Raw genomic sequence first — 19,733 nt, 5'->3', positions numbered from 1 at the left:
TATTGAATTTTTTCAGAGTTTTTCGGATTTTTTTAATTCAACCTGCTTTTCGCAATGGATGCTTCTGATTGTCGACGGGTCTCAGACACGTTACGATCATATACCTCAAATGCCTCAGCCAAAATTTTTCGAAGTTCATGATTACTGAAAGGTTTGCCTAAAAATTTATAGATGGCACCCTGGTTAATTGCTGCAGTCATAGCGTCAAATTCCTTATAACCACTAAAAAGTAATCTAACCGTACCAGGGTACAAACGCCTAATTTTTGTCAACATCTCCACTCCAGTGGTTTCCTGTAGTTGTTGATCGCATAAAACTACACCAATATTATTACAGGCAAGTAATTCAAAAGCTTCCTCTGCACGATTGGCCAATAGTACGCGGTAGCCATCAAATCTTAATCCCCGCACTACTGCGCGCGTCATACCAGGATCGTCATCCAGTACAAGCAGGGTCCGGGTGAAGCAATCTTTTGATCTGGGTTCTGGAACGAGAAGCGGACCAGCCTGCAGAAAGGACATCAATTCTGGAGCTTGCAAGGCCGGACTAAAAAAATACCCTTGTGCCTGATCGCAACCACCTAAAGTCAGCAGGGCAACCTGACCAGCCGTTTCCACCATTTCGGCAACTGTTTTCAATCCAAGTTGATGTGCCATCACAATAATGGTATTGGCAATTGCCAGATTGTCTGGGCTACTGACAACATCATTGATAAAAGATCCATCTAACTTGATCTTGTCAATTGGCAGTGCTGCCAATGATCGTAAGTTCGAGTAACCTGTACCAAAGTCGTCAATCGCCAATTGCACTCCCAGGCTTTTAAGATCGGTCATGATCAAAATAATTTTTTCAATATTTTGAACGATCGTACTTTCAGCTAACTCCAACTCAATATGGCAAGGTTCTATATTATTCGTGGCTAAACAATCCGCAATGCATTGTTTTAGATCAGGCCATTCTACTTGTTTTGCCGATAGATTGATGCTTATGCATAGGGTAGGAAGATCCGCTTCCCGCCATGCCTTGCATTGTTCGCAGACTGTCCTTATCGTCCATGCACCTAGTGACTCTATTAAACCCGTTTCTTCGGCCAGTGGCAAAAATAGCGAAGGGGGGATATTTCCTAATTCAGGATGTTGCCATCGAAGTAGCGCCTCAGCACCAATTATTTTGCCATTGCGCAAATCAATTTGAGGCTGATACGCCAGCGATAACTGACGTTCATCAATTGCGCGTTGCAAGTCGATGGCTAGTTTTTTTCGCTCATCCAGGTGACGATGCAAATTCTCGTTGTAAATTTGCAGGTTGTTGCGCCCCATTTTTTTTGCCCGGTACATGGCGGCGTCAGCGAACTTAAGCAATTCATTTCCATCCATACCGTCTTCCGGGAAATTACTACACCCAATGCTGCAACTTATGTTGACTTCCCGGCCAGCGAGTATCAAAGGTTGGGCAACGCTTTTCACAACACGACCAATGGCAAGTTCGACATCGTGCGCCTGTCCATTTTGGTTATAGAGCAGCAAAACAAACTCATCTCCACCTAAACGAGCAATCGTGTCCGTTTCGCGCAAACAGGCGCCGATACGCAGAGCAACTACCTTCAATAATTCATCGCCGGCAGCATGTCCCAAATTGTCGTTGATCCATTTAAAACGATCCAAATCGAGAAAACATATCGCTAAGCGCCCTTCGTTTCTTTGTGCATGTGATATTGCCTGATGGAGCCGGTCCATTAACAAATGACGATTTGGTAAACCAGTTAATGCGTCGTAGTTAGCCTGATATTGCAATTGTTTTTGTACCCGTTTGTGTTCGGTCGCGTCCCGGATTACCAACTGCGTCGCTGATTTTCCTTGATAAGTGTAAGCAAGACGAGTTACCAAGACATGGATTTCGTCACCATCAAGGCGCAGTACTAATTCTTCGGCTAAAAGCTGAGTATCAATATTTTTTTCCAAAGTGCTGAGATGCACCGTGGCAGAGGGTGGGGGCGACACGAACAGTGATGCTATAGAGCGATTTAACAAGTCATCAATTTGGTGTACGCGAAACATGTCACAAGCGGTTCTATTTGCAAAAACAACTCTCTCTGAACGCTCAATCAAGATGGCATCTGGAGACAATTCAACGAGTAAGCGGTATTGTTCTTCACTCTCTTGCAGATTATGATTTGCGATCTCAAGGCTTGCTTGTGCTTCTTTTCGTACCTGCATTTCATTGGTAAGTTCTTTCGTCCGTTCTTGAACAATTTGTTCCAGGTACTCCATTTTCAAGGCGGCTTGTTGGCCGCTGACCCATTTGGCGGTGAGAGTGTTGGCCAACTGGCGGACTTCAATCAGGTCAAAAGGTTTTTTTAAAATTAATAAGCGATCGCGTGTATCCAGGCGAGTTAATACTTCTTCCCAGGAATAATCAGAGTATGCGGTACAAATGACAATCTGCAGTCTTGGGTCCAGTTGCCACAGGCGCTCTGTCGTTTCGACACCGTCCCAACCCGGAGGCATGCGCATGTCTATGAACGCCATCGCATAGGGTAAGTTGGCATCCAGTGATTTTTGCACCATCTCCATGCCGTCTTGCCCTTGATACGCAGAATCCAACTCAAACCCGACAAAAGAAGTGTCCGCTTTTGTTCCAAACAACATCGCTTCTACATCATCAAGTTCTGATTCTGTTGAATCTCCAACGAGAATTTTTCGGAAATCTTCATGAATTGGAGGCATGTCGTCTATGAGCAAAATGCGTCTGTTTTTCAGTGAATTCATATGCTCTCTTTTCCTGATTTTATCGGAAATTCGAATGTGAAAACTGCGCCTTTTCCCACGCCGTCGCTGCTTGCCGCTAAACTTCCACCCATCGATTTCGCTGCTAAAACACAACTATGCAGCCCAAAGCCATGACCATTTTTCCGGGTGGTGAATCCATGTGCAAAGATACGGGTGATATTTTCTGGGGGAATGCCTTCGCCGTTATCGATGACCTGTACTTGTATGGTTTTTTCTTGCGCTTGATGCATGCGCAAAGTGATCTGATGATGGTCACTTTGTTTACCGGCCATTGCATTTTTTGCGTTACTAATAAGGTTAATCAATATCTGCAGCACTTTATGCCGGTCCAGTAACATAGACGGGACCACGCCAAGCTCTTTGACGATCTTCACGTTGTGGCGTACTAATGAACTTACACTTATACGCAATGCGTCTTCAATAAGTTCGTCAAGTTGACAATATTCGAGCACACTTGATGTGCCAGCATATGACTGCTGTGTAGTAACGATATCTCTGATGTGATCAATACTGCTAACAAGCTGGGAAAGTTCGTTGATAATTGCTTGTTGCTCGTCAAGCATTGCGGTAGATAATTTACCAAGATAATCAGGTAATAATTTACCCTTTGGGTTTTTGGTGAAAAAATCTCCCAAATCTTCGGCATGTTCATCTATAAGTTGAACAGCTTTTCCTAGCCCGGCTATTTTAGATGCACGAATTCGATTACTGACTAATTCGGCTGAAACATTTACGCTGTTTAAAACATTACCTACGTTATGAAGTACGTTTGTGGCAATTTCCGCCATTCCTGCCTGGCGGGCAGTTGTGATCAATTCAGCTTGCAAAGTTTTTAATTCATGCGTGCGTTCTTGGACTCGTTGTTCCAAATTGTTGTTTGCATACTGCAACTCACCATTGATACGCTGTATAAGCGCATTGTTGCGAATTAAACGAATGGCAGCATATAAAAATAAGCCCGTCAGTGCAGCGGCAAATAACAATAGATAATATCGATATTTCTGAATTAATTCCGTGTTTAGTTGTTGTTCAATATTAAGAGAGTTATTGATCGCATCTATACTCGCAGCAGTTGGCTGGTTGGAGATGTCTTTTAAAAGTTCATTGACAATCCCGTGTTCTCGCAAGAGGGTTCGCACGTGAGCGGAAAATATGTCCACTCTTTCGGTGAAATTCAAGGGGAGATTTTTTGCCAGGCTTATTAATTGCACTAACTCAGATTCGATTTCGATTGCCTTTTCCTCCGACGCTGCCTGGTCATAGACCAGACAGGTCAGTAGTATTTTTTTTACACTGCCAGCAATTTTTTCAAAATTGGCAGCATCTTTTGCATGAGCGCGCAGGCTTTGAATATCTTCAGCTGCAGTTGGAAGAAACGCTAAGGAGTTTCTAAGGATGGCGTTGTGAGATTTGAAGCGTTCAATCAGAATTGATTTTTTCTGTAAGGTTTTCTCAAAAATTTTAATTTCATTTTCCAACTTCAGGTTCGTATTGTGATTGTTGTTTTCCGCAATCAAATCCAATTGTTGCTGCAATTTATCTAAATCTGAAAGTGGATCAACTAAGGGATCGTAAGTTTTATTGATTCCGACTTTGGACTTCATCACATCCAATTCCCAATGTGCGTCTAGCTGTTTAATTTGACGTAATAGGGCAATGTTTTCGAAATAGAGAGCAGGGTCGAAATTTTTTGTTTTTATATATAAGAAAAAGAGTGCCGAGGAAAGCAACGCGCCCAGAACGGTCATTGGGAGCCAGGTGAATGGATTATGCTTGGTTCTCATGGCTTATTGGGGAGTTCACCAGTTAATGTATTGAGAAACTTGACGATGGATTCTTTATCCTCTTTTGAAGCCACACGTCCAAGTTGATACTTAAACATAACGTCAACCGCATCTTCGAGTGTTTTTGCAGATGCGTCGTGAAAGTAGGGCGCGGTCAGCGCAACATTGCGTAGACTAGGTACTTTGAACACGTACTTGTCTCCTTCTTCTTTTGTGACAAGATAACGTCCAAGATCTGCTTCTGTTGGTTTTCCTCGCTGTTTAAAGTAGTCACCCATGACGCCAAATTTTTGAAACATGTTCCCGCCAACATTGACACCTTGATGGCAGGCTATACAGCCATACTGTTTAAATTTGGTGTAACCAATTTTTTCAGCATCAGAAATGGCTGAATTATCGCCACGAAGGTATTTATCGAAACGCGAATTGGGTGTGATCAAGGTGCGTTCAAAAGTGGCAATTGCATCCTGTATGTTGGCTTTTGTAACCCCATCTTTATAAGATGCAATGAAAGCTCGTTGATACTTTGTATCTTTAGATACTTTAAGTACGATCTCTTCCCATTTCGACCCCATTTCGGCAGGGTTTTGAATCACGTGACTGATCTGCGCTTCTAAAGAATCTGCGCGCCCATTCCAAAATTGCTTGAAATTGAATGCCGTGTTGAAAACGGTAGGTGTGTTGACTTCGGTCTGTTGTCCATTCAGGCCAATAGAGCGTGACAGTCCATCTGCGCCACCTTTTTCAAGATTGTGGCAACTTGCGCAGGATATTTTATTGTTTCCAGAAAGAAGAGGGTCACGAAATAGTTGCCGGCCAATTTCTGCTCTGGCTGGATTTTGATTCAGCGAAAAAGGGATGGGTTTAATTGGCTCATCCAGCGAGGCCGGCAGAGCAGAATTTGAAACCCCTGACATTAATAAAAGGGCAAATCTCAAAGAACTGAAAGACATCGATCTTCCTTTGCACAGGTTTCCATGCATGGTGTTCATTTGGTGGCAATTTAATAATACTATGAATCAAGAAAGGTGATTCAATTTATTAAATTATTATAAGAATGTCTTGGCACTTCGCTATTAACTTAAGAAACAACTGATCAGCACGCAGCCTCGTCGTAATCCGCAAAAATACCGGAGTGACTTTGAAAAACCAGATTTAATCAGGAATTTATTAATTTTACGGCAATAATTTTTCCGGATATGCAGGTATTATTGGTACATAGATATCTAAAATAGAAAAAGAAAATTTCTGTTTTGATATTTGTTGTTTTTAAAAAAAGTCCAGCTATATTGAAAGCATATAATTCTATATATGCATTCATTCACAAGAAAATGTGATGAGGTATCGTCAGGAGTTTGGATGAGAACGCCTAATACGTATCCGCGAATATTAATCGTCGATGACGAAGTACTGCATATGAGTGCGCTGTGTGATTTATTACGCGATCACGATTGCGACACTACCGGCTTTGTTTCTGGTTCGGAAGCATTGATTAAAATGCGGGAAACAACATTTGACCTCCTGCTTACTGATTTGATGATGCCAGAGTTCGACGGCATCGAAATGGTGAAAGCGGCTCGCCTTATTGACCCCGACCTGGCATGCATTATCATGACCGGGGAGGGCACGATAGCATCTGCTGTGGAAGCCATGAAAGTTGGCGCATTTGATTACATCATTAAACCATTCAAAATTTCTGCACTCCTTCCTGTGCTTACAAGGGCGCTGGAAGCACGGACATTGCGAATGGAAAACGCCAATCTTGAACTCCTGTTACACGCCCACGTCGATGAACTTGCCGTCTTGAACAAAGACCTTGAATTGGCCAAAACGCAAGCAGATATTGCGAACCGGGCAAAATCTACCTTCTTGTCCAACATGAGCCATGAGTTGCGCACGCCACTTAACGCCATCCTTGGCTTCGCACAAATACTAACGTCCGAAACGCTATCAACAACACTGGATGAAAAAAGAGAATTTGCACAGCATATAGAAGAAGCAGGAATTCACTTGCTTACTTTGATTAACGAAATACTCGATTTGGCGAAAGTTGAATCAGGTGCAATGAGCTTATCACTTGAGCCCGTTGCGCTTGAAGATGTATTTTCTGAATGCAGTACGATGATCGAACCTTTGTCAAAAAAGCGATCAATTGGTGTTGAATTCAAGCCCGTTCATGGCTTGCATGTTTTTGCTGACAGAATACGCTTGAAACAGATATTGATCAATCTGTTGTCAAATGCAATTAAATATAACCGGCCAGATGGCGTGGTTACAGTAAGTTGCGAAAAGACTGATGGAAAACAATTGCGTATTTATGTTCAGGATACCGGTATTGGTCTCACCGCAGCTCAACTCGACACTATTTTTCAACCATTCAATCGTCTGGGGCGTGAAGTTTTTGACGAAGAAGGTACTGGAATCGGCCTGGCATTAGTAAAGCATCTGGCCGACGCAATGCGTGGAAAAATTGGTATTTCTAGTGAAATAGGGGTCGGCAGTACCTTTTGGATAGAACTGCCTATGAGTGATCCTATGACGCCAGCCTTGATGAGTAGTGCCGTCGAAGGAGCGGTGCGTGAATCATCGAATGACTCCCTGGAAAAAGGACAAAAAACTTTACTTTATATAGAAGATAATCCGACGAACCTCAGACTGGTCAAAGAGCTCATGCGCTTTCGCCCCGATTTCAGTTTCCTGTCTGCATCCGATGGATTTTCAGGAATAGAAATGGCTCGCTTGCATTCACCTCAAATTATTTTGATGGATATTAATTTGCCTGGCATAGACGGAATTGAAGCCAGGCAAATTCTCAGTGAAGATTTAAGAACGGCACATATTCCTGTTATCGCGCTTACGGCAAATGCGATGGCCTCCGATATAGAAAAGGGGATAGCTTCCGGTTTCTTTCGTTATATCACCAAACCCATTGATATTACTAAATTTACTGAAGCAATAGACGCCGCCATGAAACTGAAGTGAAGTGAAGTGACATTTTTTCGCGAATCCATCCAGATGGTATGTATTTGAGGTTTGATTTCAGGTGCCACGAAAATTTGCTACCTGGTCTTGCAGTCATTTTTATGAAAGAGGGAAAAATATGGAGCATTTTTCTGACGTAAATATTGACAGTGTTGCGCGTATAGACCGTTGGCAAAAAGGGCGGCAAAAAGCATTCAAGGCAATTCCTCCTGCAGGAAAAATGTTTAAATATCTTGGTAAGGAATTTCTAGTCTACCCGGGTACATTTTGGCCATTTATCGATAGTCAACCGCTGGTCCAGAATTTCCGGATCAAACCCGGAGAAAGTGTGCTCGATATCGGCACAGGATCAGGCGTCATTGCAATTTTCGCGTGTTATCAGGGCGCCGCCAAGGTGCTGGCAGTAGACATCAATCCGTCAGCTATCAAGAGTGCGAAGCATAATGCGAAATTGCATGGTTTTGACAAGATAATGAAAGTCAAGAGCTCAAATCTTTTCCAAAAGATAGAAGGAGTTCAATTTGATGTTATTACAGCGAATCTTCCTTTCAGAAACAAATTTGCACATGATGTCGTAGCGCAATCTCAGTGGGACACCGATTTCAAAACGAACGCCCGTTTTTTTGAAGAGGTTGGTAACTACCTGAAACCCAATGGGCGAATTTATTTTTCTCAATCCAATTTTGGCGCGATCAAAGAAATGAAAGCGTTGGCAAAAGCAGCTGGTTTTTCTGTTCGTGCAATAGGCAGTACCGTGGCAGATAAGGAAGAAACGAAAAAATTTTTTGCTTTTGTCATGAGAAGGATTGCTACCAGTAAATCTACATGATAAAGACTATTTGCGCAGTCAACGAGATGCGTAACATAGCGCACTCTAGGCTTAATTTGCAGGTCGATAAGGTCGCGGTTATTTTAACGTCGCCCAGGTCTGGTTCTACGTTGTTGAAAAGTGTGCTCGCATCCCATCCTGAGATTGCTACTCTTGACGGTGAAATTACACCGTTCTTGACGCTTACTAATAACGGCTTTGGTTGTAATTCAGATAGTGATGCCATAAACAGTTTTTCAAATGTAGATAAATTGGCTGACAATATTCTTGATGACTTGACTGTAGCTGCAAAGGAGATGCCCGATCCTGGATTTTTAAAAAAGAAATGGGAAAAACGCCTGTTATTGCAATTTCCAGGTGTATTTTCAGAACCTGTCGCGCATCTTGATTTAATGGCCTCTCTGGATGAGGCACTGAATGAAATCAAGACCGGCGGCGTCAGCGAAGAACTGGCCCTGCAAGAAATCATACTGACTAAAGTATTTCGACACATGCCATGGAGAATGGCCTATTACGATGGTCGAAAGAATACAGTGGGTGCTGTTTGTTTTAATGAAAAGACCAAATTGGAAGAGCCGCCATTTGTACTGCCAGGACTGTATCGGCGACAGTTTACCGAACAGGATGCGCGGGAAAAAACCTTGCTCTTCAAATCTCCTCCGGATGTCTATCGTGTTGGCATGTATGAGCAGCTTTTCCCGAATGCGGAAATAAATTACATTCATTTGACAAGGGGGTATGCCCAGTCTGTGAATGGCCTGATGGATGGCTGGTTGTCACCGATAGGGTTTTTCTCACTGGACTGTAGCCAAATTGGTATACAACTGGCTATCGAAGCTTATTCAAACGTGGTCGAATTCGGCGAAAAATGGTGGAAATTTGACTTGCCCCCAAACTGGAAAGAATTTACCAGAGCCCGTTTAGAAGACGTTTGCCTCAATCAATGGCTGTCGGCACACCAGGCAGTTCTTGCCAGTGGAGTAAAAACGCAGCGCGTAACTTTTGAAGAATTTCTATTGCGACCAGGCCAAGTAATAAAAAAAATCACTGACTATCTTGGTCTCAGCGAAATGCAATCTTTACCCGAATTCCGAACCATGATGGCCACGGAAACCCCAAAATTAAAGCGATGGGAAAAACGAAAAATCTTGCTGGAAAATATGGGAACAGATCCAAAAGTCATCGCAATGATGGCAGCCCTTGATTATTCTATGGATCCGGAAACGTGGATATGAATCACCGTCTCATCATCCCATTTTTAACAGGGCAACGTCGCGACGGCCTGTGCCGTATTCGCGACATAGATGGCAATGCGTGGGACATAGTGGATGTGCCTGATTTTTCTGAAACGGATATTCGCGATGCCAATGAAAAACTGCGCAGAATGGGGACGATTTATCGACGCCTGTCCGAATCCGTAGAAAATATCCTTAATCACGGTTTACGGCCTGTTTGTGTTGCGGGGGATTGTATTTCTACTCTGGGGGTACTGAGCGGGCTACAACATGCGGGAAAAGAGCCGGATCGTATTCTTTGGTTGGATGCGCATGGAGATTTCCACACCTGGGAGACGACCCAAACGAAATATCTTGGTGGAATGCCACTGGCTTTCCTGGTAGGCAGGCGTGACCGACGAAAAAAAGACCGGGATTCCGTTACGGCATTTACTAATAGCGTCGGCGTGCGATCTTATCCGGAAAAAAGAATTGTTTTATCTGATGCCCGCGATTTGGATGTTGGAGAACGTGAAGCCATTCAAAATTCAGGCATCACGATCTGCAAGCTGGAAGACATTTTTAACCATCTGCCGCCTGATGAAAGTATTTATCTGCATTTTGATACCGATGTAATTGATGCCGAAGGGGAAATGCCCGCACTTAAATATCATGTGAAACACGGACCTGGATACGCAGACATTGCACAACTCTTCCGGGGTTTACGTAACAGAAAGCTCGTTGCCATTTCAGTCTCTGCCTGGCACGAGGAAATGGATAAGGATGATAAAACTGCAATTGCTTGCCTTAGTTTACTAAAGGAACTAGAATAAAATGCAAGTTTCTTTGTCTTGGTAGCAATTAGAAGCGATTGAGGACTAAGTTTTCACGCTTTTTCAATTTTTCCTTGCGGCAATTAAAGCTTGGTATTTCTTGTAAATCTGCCCTTTGTTGTATTTGCTGCACTCTTTTGTTTGTTACATGAGTCTAGATAATGTGGAAGAGGAATAGCAATGAGATATGCGACGAGTACAAAAAAAATCCCAAAAACTTATATCTATATTGCCGCCAGTATCCTGGTGATCATTATCTTACTTGCGGCCTATATGTTGATGTTACGCGCGCCAGCAAATGATCGTCCCAAAGTTTTTGAACAGATAACGATGGCGACCAATACGGAATATGTAGGAACCTGTTCCATTATTGCTGCTTTAGAGAATGGTTATTTTCTCAATGAGGGCTTACAGGTCAGGATACAGTCGCATTCAAGTGGCAAGGCCGCAATGGAAGCTGTTCTGCAAGGACAAGCCCATTTGGGAACGGTTGCCGACATTCCTATTATGTTTGCCGGGCTTGATAACCGGCCCATATTAGTGATTGCCACCATCTTTAAGGCAGAGAAAGATCACGGTATCGTCGGCAGGAAGGATAGAGGGGTAACAACACCGGTTAGTCTTAAAGGGAAGCAGATCGGCGTGACACAAAGCACTTCAGGGCATTTTACACTGGATGCTTTTCTTAACAGGCAGAAATTGAATCCTGACGACGTAACCAAGCACAACTACAAACCTGAAGAGCTGGGTAAAGCACTGGAAAAAGGGGAGGTTGATGCAGTAGCGGGCTGGGAGCCCTTTCTAGGCAATATTCTTACCCAACTAGGTAGCAACGGTGTGGCTTTTTACGGGCAAGATGTGTATGAAAGCCTGTACGCTGTCGTGGGTACAAGGGAATATGTAATCAAACATCCAGAAACAATTAAAAAAACATTGCGGGCCTTGGCCCTGGGTGGACGTTTCTGCAATGATATGCCCGAAGCCGCACGAAAACTGGTGGATGGCATGATAAAAACTGACATGAAGAACCTGGAAGACGCATGGCCGTCCTATCGATTTGACCTTGCTCTTGACCAGGGCTTACTTCTCGCGCTCGAAGATGAAGCAAGATGGGCTATCAAAAATAAGCTAACGAATAAAACAGCAACTCCCAATTATCTTGATTACATTTATCTTGATGGTCTGGAGGCAGTGAAGCCCTCAGCAGTCACCATCATTCATTGAGAAAAAAGTGAAAATTTCAACTCGACTGAAATTAGCTGAACTATTTTCTCTTGCGGTCGTTGCCGCAATTGTCGTCGTTTTGTTGTCGACAAGCCTGCAGATGCGTCGTGAAATAGCGAAGAATGAAGTTGCGGGTGAGCTTTTGCAGGCAGTTACTTCGCTCAGATATTTGACGCTGGAATATGCCTTACTGCACGAAGAACGCACCATCGCACAGTGGAAAATGAGGAACACCTCATTGAATAAACGTCTTTTATCGATAGAGGAGTTTACTGAGCCAGAGGGAAAGAGTGTTATAAACGGATTGATACGTACCAACGAAAACCTTGAAAAATTATTTGCCTTATTAATTGCCAATCGTTCAGAGCTGGAGCATGACAGCAATAAGAGCGAAATGCTGAAAGAGCTCGAATCCCGCTTGCTGGGACAAATTTCCAATAAAGCTCAGGGTATGATATCTGATGCTTTAAACCTGTCCGAACAAAGCAGGGCAGGTGCTTTGGATGCGCAACAAAAATCCTTTAACAGAGTAATCCTGTTTGGCGGTATGGTGATACTTGTCGTCACCTTCACTATCTACCTGACGCTGAGAAGTGTCACCAAACCACTCGAAAAATTGCGTCAAGGTACCGCCATTGTTGGGGAAGGGGATTTGGAGTTTTCACTCAATATCCAAACTCAGGATGAAATCGGTGATCTGGCGCGTGCCTTCGATGGCATGACAGAAAAATTGAAACTGACAACAGTTTCTCGCAATAAACTCGCAGACATGAATGATTCATTGCAGACTGAAATCATTGAGCGGCAACAGGTAGAAAAAAAAGCGCAGGCGCAACTCAATCGTTTAAATCTCTTACATCAAATTACACGATCTATCGGTGAACGTCAGGATTTACGTAGTATCTTTCAAGTGGTTATTCGTAGTCTTGAAGACCATTTACCCGTCGACTTCAGTTGCATCTGTCTCTACGACCAACAAAAAAATATTCTCCAGGTTGCCAGCGTTGGCCTGCACAGTGAAATGTTGGCGCAAGAACTGGCCATGACCGTCAACAGTGAGATATCTATAGACGAAAATGGTTTGTCTCGTTGCGTACACGGGAATTTGGTCTACGAAGCGGACATCAGCAATGTTGCGTTTCCTTTCCCTCAGCGTCTGGCAAAAGGGGGCTTGTGCGCATTAGTGATGGCCCCGCTACGAGCGGAAAGTGTGGTATTCGGCGTACTCGTTGTTGCAAAAAATCAGGCATTCAGTTTTAACAGTGGTGAATGCGAATTTTTGCAACAGTTGAGTGAACACGTCGCCCTGGCCGCGAATCAAGCGCAATTATATGGATCTTTACAACAGGCTTACGATGATCTGCGGCAAACACAGCAGTCCGTCATGCAACAGGAACGATTACGTGCATTGGGGCAAATGGCGAGTGGCATTGCACATGATATCAATAATGCGATTTCCCCCGTGACACTGTATACCGAATCTTTACTTGAAACGGAAAAAAATCTTAGCGAAAAAGGGCGGGGTTACCTGGAAATTATCTCCAGAGCGATCGATGACGTCGCGGCCACGGTCGCCAGGATGAGGGAATTTTACCGGCAGCGCCCACCTCAACTGAATTTAATGCCAGTAGAGGTGAATAAATTAGTGCAACAAGTCATTGATCTGACGCGTGCCAGATGGAGTGATATGCCACAGCAACGCGGCATCGTGATTGAATTACGAACAGAATTGGCCAATGACTTACCAGACATCATGGGCGTGAATGGTGAAATCAGGGAAGCGCTGACGAATATCATATTCAATGCGGTAGATGCCATGCCGAATGGTGGTGTGTTAACGCTGAGAACACGGCTGGTAGAACACACGCACTTATCAACCGAAGATGCGAAAGTAATGCGGGTCTTGATAGAGGTTAGCGACAGCGGGGTAGGCATGGGTGAGGATACCAGACGTCGCTGCCTGGAACCTTTCTTTACAACCAAAGGTGAACGTGGTACCGGTTTAGGGCTGGCAATGGTGTATGGAATGATAGAAAGGCATAGTGCTGATATTGAGATTGACACTGAACTCAATAAGGGAACAACGATGCGCTTGAGTTTCCTGGTACCTACCGTAATTAAAGAAGTGTCGCAAGCTGTAACGTCACGTGCTATTCCCACCCACAAGCGTATGCTTGTGGTGGATGACGACCCCATGGTCCTTAAATCTGTAAGGGATATTTTGGAAATAGATGGTCACAGTGTTGTGGCTGCTAACGGTGGCCAGCTTGGGATTGATACATTTCGTGAGGCGCAAGAAAGAGGCGAATCGTTCGCTGTCGTCATTACTGATTTGGGAATGCCTTATGTTGATGGCCGCAAAGTCGCCAGCTCGATCAAGAAAATGTCGCCCATGACGCCCATTATTATGTTAACCGGCTGGGGGCAACGGCTGGTTGACGACGGTGACGAGCCGACACATGTAAATTGTGTACTCAGTAAGCCACCTAAATTATCTGAGTTGCGAGAAGCGTTAAGAAAAATATTGTAACAGGTGCGCATAGTAAATGTTGATGACAGGAAGTCTTGATGTACTCAATTAATATTGGAGGTATTATTAAATTAATTTGCTTGCAATCATCGATTGCTTCGACGTTTGCTAGTAGTTCATGAAAGGAACATGAATGGCTACTATCTTGATCGTAGATGATCATGCGTTAAATCGACAATTTTTGGCTGCATTGCTCAATTTCCAGCATCACAAATTGTTATTGGCATCAGATGGATTGGAAGGCTTGAAAGTAGCTTTGCAAGAACATCCTGATTTGATTATTTCAGATATCCTGATGCCCCATATGAACGGCTACGAATTTGTGTTGCGCATTCGTACTGAGCCGTCTATCGCTGGCATACCGGTCATTTTCTATACGTCAACTTATAGCACGCGTGAAGCGGACGTTATGGCGCGTTCTTGCGGTGTCAAATGGGTGCTGCAAAAACCTTCGCCGCCGGACTTGATTTTGAAAACCGTGCGTGATGCACTGGGAACAACGACGTCTGTCAAGACGGCAGCAATACCGGTCAATGTAAGCCAGGCAGGAAACCGATTCGAGTCTATCGATAATCAGTTGACTGGATATTTACGCGAATTGGAAAGCAGCAGTCAGTTTATTTCCAAAATCGCAGAAGATACGAATTCACAGTTTCCCCAAAGCGATGAAGTAAAAGAGACCAATAAAAGATTGTCGCAATCACTTGCTGATTTGCAGGCGGTAAGCCTGAGGCTGACGGCACTGATCGATATGGGTATTGAATTGAATTCCGAAAGGGATCCGATTCGCTTGTTGGAAGCTGGCTGTCGTGTAGCGCGCCATGTCAGTGTGGCAAAATATGCTGTTGCAGGCATCGTCAATTCGAGCTATGAAACGATATTACATTCTTGTGTAAGGGGGCTGGAGCCCAGGTTCAATGACTATTTCTTTTCACTTCCCATTGCTACGGGAGTAATTGGAAAGTTACTGAAACAGAGAGACCCGGTGCGTTTTGAAAATCCAGGTGGCAATCCTGAAAAATTGGGATTGCCGGCAAATCATCCACCAGTCCATTCATTTCTTGGTGTGCCGATTACCAGTTCAAAGCGTTGCTACGGCTGGATTTATCTCGTTGATAAATTTGACGCCAACGAATTCAATGAAATTGACGAACAAACGGTGATGACGGTCGCCACCCAATTGGCGATTGCGTATGAAAATTTAGATTTATTTGAAGTAGTTCAAGAGCATGCAAACCGTCTGGAAATTGACCTTGCCGAACGCAAACGGATCGCTGACCAACTATATGAAAGCGAGACGCGCTTTCGCCAATTGGCCGAGAACATCGATGAAGCTTTTTTTCTGGTCGATCCGGTAAATATTATTGTTCTATATATTAGTCCGGCGTATGAAAAAATCTGGGGACGCAGTTGCCTGAGTTTATACGCCAAGCCGCAGTCTTGGCGGGAATCCATCTATCCCGACGATATACCGGCCATCCAGTTGGCATGGAAAAATTGGAAATTGCTTGGACCTGAAACACCTGATCATAATTTCGATCATCGATACAGAATAATCCGCACGGATGGGGTTGTGAGGTGGATACATGTGCGTGGTTTTCCGATTCGCAATGAGGCCGGGAACATATATAGAATTGCGGGTGTTGCGGAAGACATTACAGAACAGGAAAACTTGCAAACCTCATTGCTGGAACGTGAGGCTGGGCTACAAAGAGCACAGTTAATTGCGAAACTATCTCATGTTATCAGTCAGGCAGATGGCTCATTTGAAAGCTGGTCAGTTACTTTACCCCAGCTCGTTGGGACAACGAGCATGGATTTACCAACGAATACCCGCGATTGGTTAAGCATTGTTGAACCAGTTGATCGTGAACGCTTTCGTGCCACTTGTGTTACAGCCGCTAAAGATAAACAACGTCAGGATATCGAATATCGTATCAGGCGTGGCGACGGTGAGTTAATTCATGTGCGGCAAGTCATGGAACCTTTACCCGCAAAAAGCTATTTGGATAAGTCGCTGCGCTGGTTTAATACCATTCAGAACGTGACTGAACAAAAAATACAGCAAGAAAACATTGCGCGCTTAAATCGCATTTACGCAGTTTTGAGCGGGATCAATTCTGCCATCGTCCGCATTCGCAATAGAAACGAATTACTGCATGAGGCTTGCAGGGTGTTGGTCAATCAAGGTGAGTTTGGTGTTGCCTGGGCTGGCGTCATTGATGCGGATACAAAGGGCATCAATATGAGTGCATGGTCGGTAGTTGACATGAGCGAGTCCAAGAAAAATCAATTCTTGAAAGCGATAGAGTCAACCATGAATAATGGCCCAGCTAACACTGCTTTCAGGGAAAATAGGCCGATCATTTACGACGATATCCAAGCAGAATTGACACCGTCTGTGTTGAAGAAAAAATTCCTTGAAAACGGTTTTAAATCCTTGGTCGCATTACCCTTGACCCTTGATAACCAGGTCATGGGGGTCATTGTTGTCGTAGCAGATTCTATTGCGTGTTTTTCCCAAAAAGACACGAGAAAACTATTTGATGAATTGGCTGGCGATTTGTCATTTGGCCTTCAATTTATAGAAAAGGAAGAACGGCTCAATTATCTTGCCTATTACGATGCGTTGACCGGGCTACCCAATAGCATGCTGTTTCATGATCGGTTAACGCAATTGTTGCACGCGTCGTTCAATTCGGATGACCTGGTCGCAGTGATTATGATCAACCTCGATCACTTTGCTCAATTTAATGAAGTTCACGGACGACATTCAGGTGATGCCATACTTAAATTGGTTGCCAACCATTTAAGTGAGGGGTTAAAAGAACCGTACAGTCTTGCACGCGTGGGAGGAGATATATTTGCTATCGCTTTTGGTGCAGTGAAACGAGATGCCGATGTCATCGCACAATTAACCCAGCAAATACTGGAACCACTTGGCCAGACTTTCAAATTATCACAACACGAAATCCGGCTTTCCATTCGAGCGGGTATTGCTCTTTATCCTGCGGATGGAGACGACGCAGAAACACTGTATAAACATGCTGAAGTAGCCCTGAAAAAAGCAAAGGCATCGGCTGAACAATATCTGTACTATTCCAGAAAGATGAATGAGGCAATTGCTGAACGCATCGCCCTGGAAGATGCGCTGAAGGAAGCATTGGAAAATGAACAATTTGAAATATATTACCAGCCTCGTGTTGATTTACATACTGGTCGCATAGTTAGTGCTGAAGCTTTAATTCGATGGCATCACCCTGTGCGTGGCCAAATTTCCCCTATAGAGTTTATTCCTCTAGCAGAAGATACCGGGCAAATTGTCCCTATCGGTGAGTGGGTTATCGATTCAGTATGTGCTCAGCAAGCACGGTGGCAGCAAGATAAAATTGAAATAGTTCCGGTAGCAATCAATTTATCGGCAGTTCAGTTTAAAAAAGGAAAAATATTACAGACGGTACGCGACATAATTGCGAAATATGATTTGTCTCAAGAATATATCGAATTTGAATTAACAGAATCGGTGGTGATGGACGAACCCATTGATGCGATTAGTAATTTGCAAGAATTGAAGGATTTGGGTTCCAAATTATCGCTAGATGATTTTGGTACTGGATATTCGTCATTGGCGTATTTAAAACGATTTCCATTTGATTTTATTAAAATTGACAGGGCCTTTATTACTGATGTCTGTAATTCTGCGGAAGATGCAGCCATTGCCAAAGCCATCATCGCAATGGCGCACAGTTTAGGGCTTCGTGTTGTAGCAGAAGGAGTTGAAACCATGGAGCAGCTACAATTTTTGTTAGATCACCATTGTGATGAACTTCAGGGCTATTATTTTAGTCCTCCTGTGCCGGCGAAAAAATTCCTTGCCATGCTGGTTGATGGCAAACGCTTAGCCAAAACCTTGTGATTTACATGCCTATTCTATGTCATCAACATAGGATAAATTACTTAGGACTTACGCAAATCGCTTTTCGGAAACCTCTCTTGCAGGGGAAGTTCGTTACGTCGGCAGGCAACATGTTGCCTGAAACCCCAACTGCACAGTAGCGACGAAGACAGTACTTTAGTACGACCAGGAGCTGCAACGCTTTGGGGCGGTTTTGCGTAAGTCCTAATAATAAATTAACGAGGAATAGCGCCTTCACTTTCTGCGGTCTTTTTTTCATACAAAATCAATGCAGTTGCAGCGGCTATCACCAGACCTGGTGACGCAGCGAGCATCACACCACCAACACCTGCCCCTGCGGCAAGAATTGCACCTGCAATCAATGGTCCACCTACTGCACCCATGCGTCCAATGGTCAGGGCAGTGCCTACGCCAGTTGCACGGATATAGGTGGAGTATAGTTTCGGTGCCAGGGAATACTGAACCAGTTGCGCACCCAGTGCACAATATCCAGCCAGGCCGCCAGCCACGGTCATCACAGTAAAACTGTCAGACAGGCCCAAGGCCGCAAGTGACAGTAACATTCCCGCATACGTCAACACGACCACGATGCCGGGACGTATACGATCCAGCAGGCGGCCAGTCAACAAGGCACCCGCTGCACCACCCAGATTGAAGAATATTTGTACAATACTTGCGTGTGAACGATCAACGCCCTGGCGCATCAGTAGAGACGGCAGCCAGTTCAATAACAGGTATAAGGTAGTGATGGTAAAAAAGAATCCCAGCCATAGCATGACCGTTGAACGCCACATTTCAGACCGGAACAAGTCACTAAATGCGGTTTGCCCGATGCTGCCCACCTGTCTACGGTGAAGGGCATCTTTTTGAAATGCACGGGATTCCGGTAACCAAAGGATCAATAACACCGCGACTGCAATCGGTAACAAACCGCCAATATAGAATAGGCTGCGCCAGCCATAACCCAGATTCAACATACCAAACAGGGATGCGAAAGCACCTCCCAGCGGCACGCCACAATAAGTCATGCTGACAGCAGTACTGCGATGTTTTTCTTCGAATGCTTCAGAAGACAGCAAGATCAGTACCGGCAGTGCGGCCCCTAAACCCAGTCCTGTCATCAGGCGGGCAACCAGGAAACTTGAATAATCCCAGGCATAGACAGAGGCAAGTGAAAATACGCCGAAAAGTATGACGGAAATGACCAAGATCATTTTACGGCCAATTTTGTCAGCCAATCTGCCCCCTACAAAACCACCCGGTAAAAGACCAAGTAAGCCAGCACTGAACATCCAGCCCATTTGTGCCGGACTTAACTTGAATTCGGCACCGATTCCAGGTGCGGCAAGGCCGGTCACCTGCAAATCGAGGCCTTCTAGTAAAGCAACTACAAAGCATAAAGCGATCGTTCTGACACTTGCATGCCTGGAATTCGGGTTGGCTATCATTTTGTCTCCATTGGTCAGCGCTTTTTGCGCTTTGTATTTTGAGAATGCTTATCAGCTAGTTTTAAAAATTGCTTTTCATTGCCATCAATTATTCCGGGATTGAGCGTGTGGCGCTTTGCATTGCACTTATCTGGACTGTGTAATGCAACCCAGACGATATCATCTGCCACATCAACTTTTACTG

12 protein-coding genes are annotated in these 19,733 nt (G+C 44.2%); 7 read left to right on the top strand and 5 right to left on the bottom strand.

Features of this window, described 5'->3' with window-relative positions; all coding sequences use genetic code 11:
- Positions 1 to 32 precede the first annotated feature (32 nt).
- From ACO0LM_RS01155 to ACO0LM_RS01145, 3 genes are read right to left on the bottom strand one after another with little or no spacing between them, the layout of a single operon-like run.
- Positions 33 to 2,768 (bottom strand): EAL domain-containing protein, encoded by a 2,736-nt coding sequence (locus tag ACO0LM_RS01155; RefSeq protein ID WP_423033519.1) that lies wholly within the window; start codon positions 2,766 to 2,768, stop codon positions 33 to 35.
- A complete protein-coding gene (locus ACO0LM_RS01150) occupies positions 2,765 to 4,573 on the bottom strand; it encodes a DAHL domain-containing protein (protein WP_423033517.1) in 1,809 nt (602 codons plus the stop codon). Before ACO0LM_RS01150 ends, ACO0LM_RS01155 begins: the two co-directional genes overlap by 4 nt.
- The gene (locus tag ACO0LM_RS01145) at positions 4,570 to 5,526 is read right to left on the bottom strand and encodes a cytochrome-c peroxidase (RefSeq protein WP_423033515.1); all 957 of its coding nucleotides are present in this window, start codon (positions 5,524 to 5,526) and stop codon (positions 4,570 to 4,572) included. Before ACO0LM_RS01145 ends, ACO0LM_RS01150 begins: the two co-directional genes overlap by 4 nt.
- 406 nt (positions 5,527 to 5,932) lie before the next feature.
- Between ACO0LM_RS01145 and ACO0LM_RS01140 the strand changes: the two genes are divergently transcribed.
- From ACO0LM_RS01140 to ACO0LM_RS01110, 7 genes are all read left to right on the top strand, one after another.
- Positions 5,933 to 7,555: a response regulator gene (locus ACO0LM_RS01140; protein WP_423033513.1), complete on the top strand. Its 1,623-nt coding sequence runs from the start codon at positions 5,933 to 5,935 to the stop codon at positions 7,553 to 7,555.
- Positions 7,556 to 7,673: 118 nt separating this feature from the next.
- Complete coding sequence (locus tag ACO0LM_RS01135; RefSeq protein ID WP_423033511.1) at positions 7,674 to 8,384, top strand: 50S ribosomal protein L11 methyltransferase; 711 nt, start codon at positions 7,674 to 7,676, stop codon at positions 8,382 to 8,384.
- Positions 8,381 to 9,619: a hypothetical protein gene (locus tag ACO0LM_RS01130; protein WP_423033509.1), complete on the top strand. Its 1,239-nt coding sequence runs from the start codon at positions 8,381 to 8,383 to the stop codon at positions 9,617 to 9,619. Before ACO0LM_RS01135 ends, ACO0LM_RS01130 begins: the two co-directional genes overlap by 4 nt.
- Positions 9,616 to 10,431: an arginase family protein gene (locus ACO0LM_RS01125; protein ID WP_423033507.1), complete on the top strand. Its 816-nt coding sequence runs from the start codon at positions 9,616 to 9,618 to the stop codon at positions 10,429 to 10,431. The genes ACO0LM_RS01130 and ACO0LM_RS01125 overlap by 4 nt, the downstream gene beginning before the upstream one ends.
- A gap of 180 nt (positions 10,432 to 10,611) precedes the next feature.
- Positions 10,612 to 11,655: an ABC transporter substrate-binding protein gene (locus ACO0LM_RS01120; protein WP_423033505.1), complete on the top strand. Its 1,044-nt coding sequence runs from the start codon at positions 10,612 to 10,614 to the stop codon at positions 11,653 to 11,655.
- Between the two features lie 7 nt (positions 11,656 to 11,662).
- A complete protein-coding gene (locus tag ACO0LM_RS01115) occupies positions 11,663 to 14,185 on the top strand; it encodes an ATP-binding protein (RefSeq protein WP_423033503.1) in 2,523 nt (840 codons plus the stop codon).
- 133 nt (positions 14,186 to 14,318) lie between these two features.
- Positions 14,319 to 18,101 (top strand): EAL domain-containing protein, encoded by a 3,783-nt coding sequence (locus ACO0LM_RS01110; RefSeq protein WP_423033501.1) that lies wholly within the window; start codon positions 14,319 to 14,321, stop codon positions 18,099 to 18,101.
- 215 nt (positions 18,102 to 18,316) lie between these two features.
- Here ACO0LM_RS01110 and mhpT read toward each other — a convergent pair whose 3' ends face one another.
- Complete coding sequence (gene mhpT, locus ACO0LM_RS01105) at positions 18,317 to 19,549, bottom strand: 3-(3-hydroxy-phenyl)propionate transporter MhpT (protein ID WP_423033499.1); 1,233 nt, start codon at positions 19,547 to 19,549, stop codon at positions 18,317 to 18,319.
- A gap of 14 nt (positions 19,550 to 19,563) precedes the next feature.
- Positions 19,564 to 19,719 carry a hypothetical protein gene (locus tag ACO0LM_RS01100; protein WP_423033497.1) on the bottom strand — a complete coding sequence of 52 codons (156 nt, stop codon included), beginning with the start codon at positions 19,717 to 19,719 and terminating at the stop codon, positions 19,564 to 19,566.
- Between the last annotated feature and the right edge of the window lie 14 nt (positions 19,720 to 19,733).

This window comes from Undibacterium sp. Di26W (genome assembly GCF_049340265.1).
Lineage (GTDB): Bacteria > Pseudomonadota > Gammaproteobacteria > Burkholderiales > Burkholderiaceae_D > Undibacterium.
The sequence above is the reverse complement of the archived record's forward strand: the minus strand, read 5'-3'. Positions and strand labels throughout refer to the sequence as shown.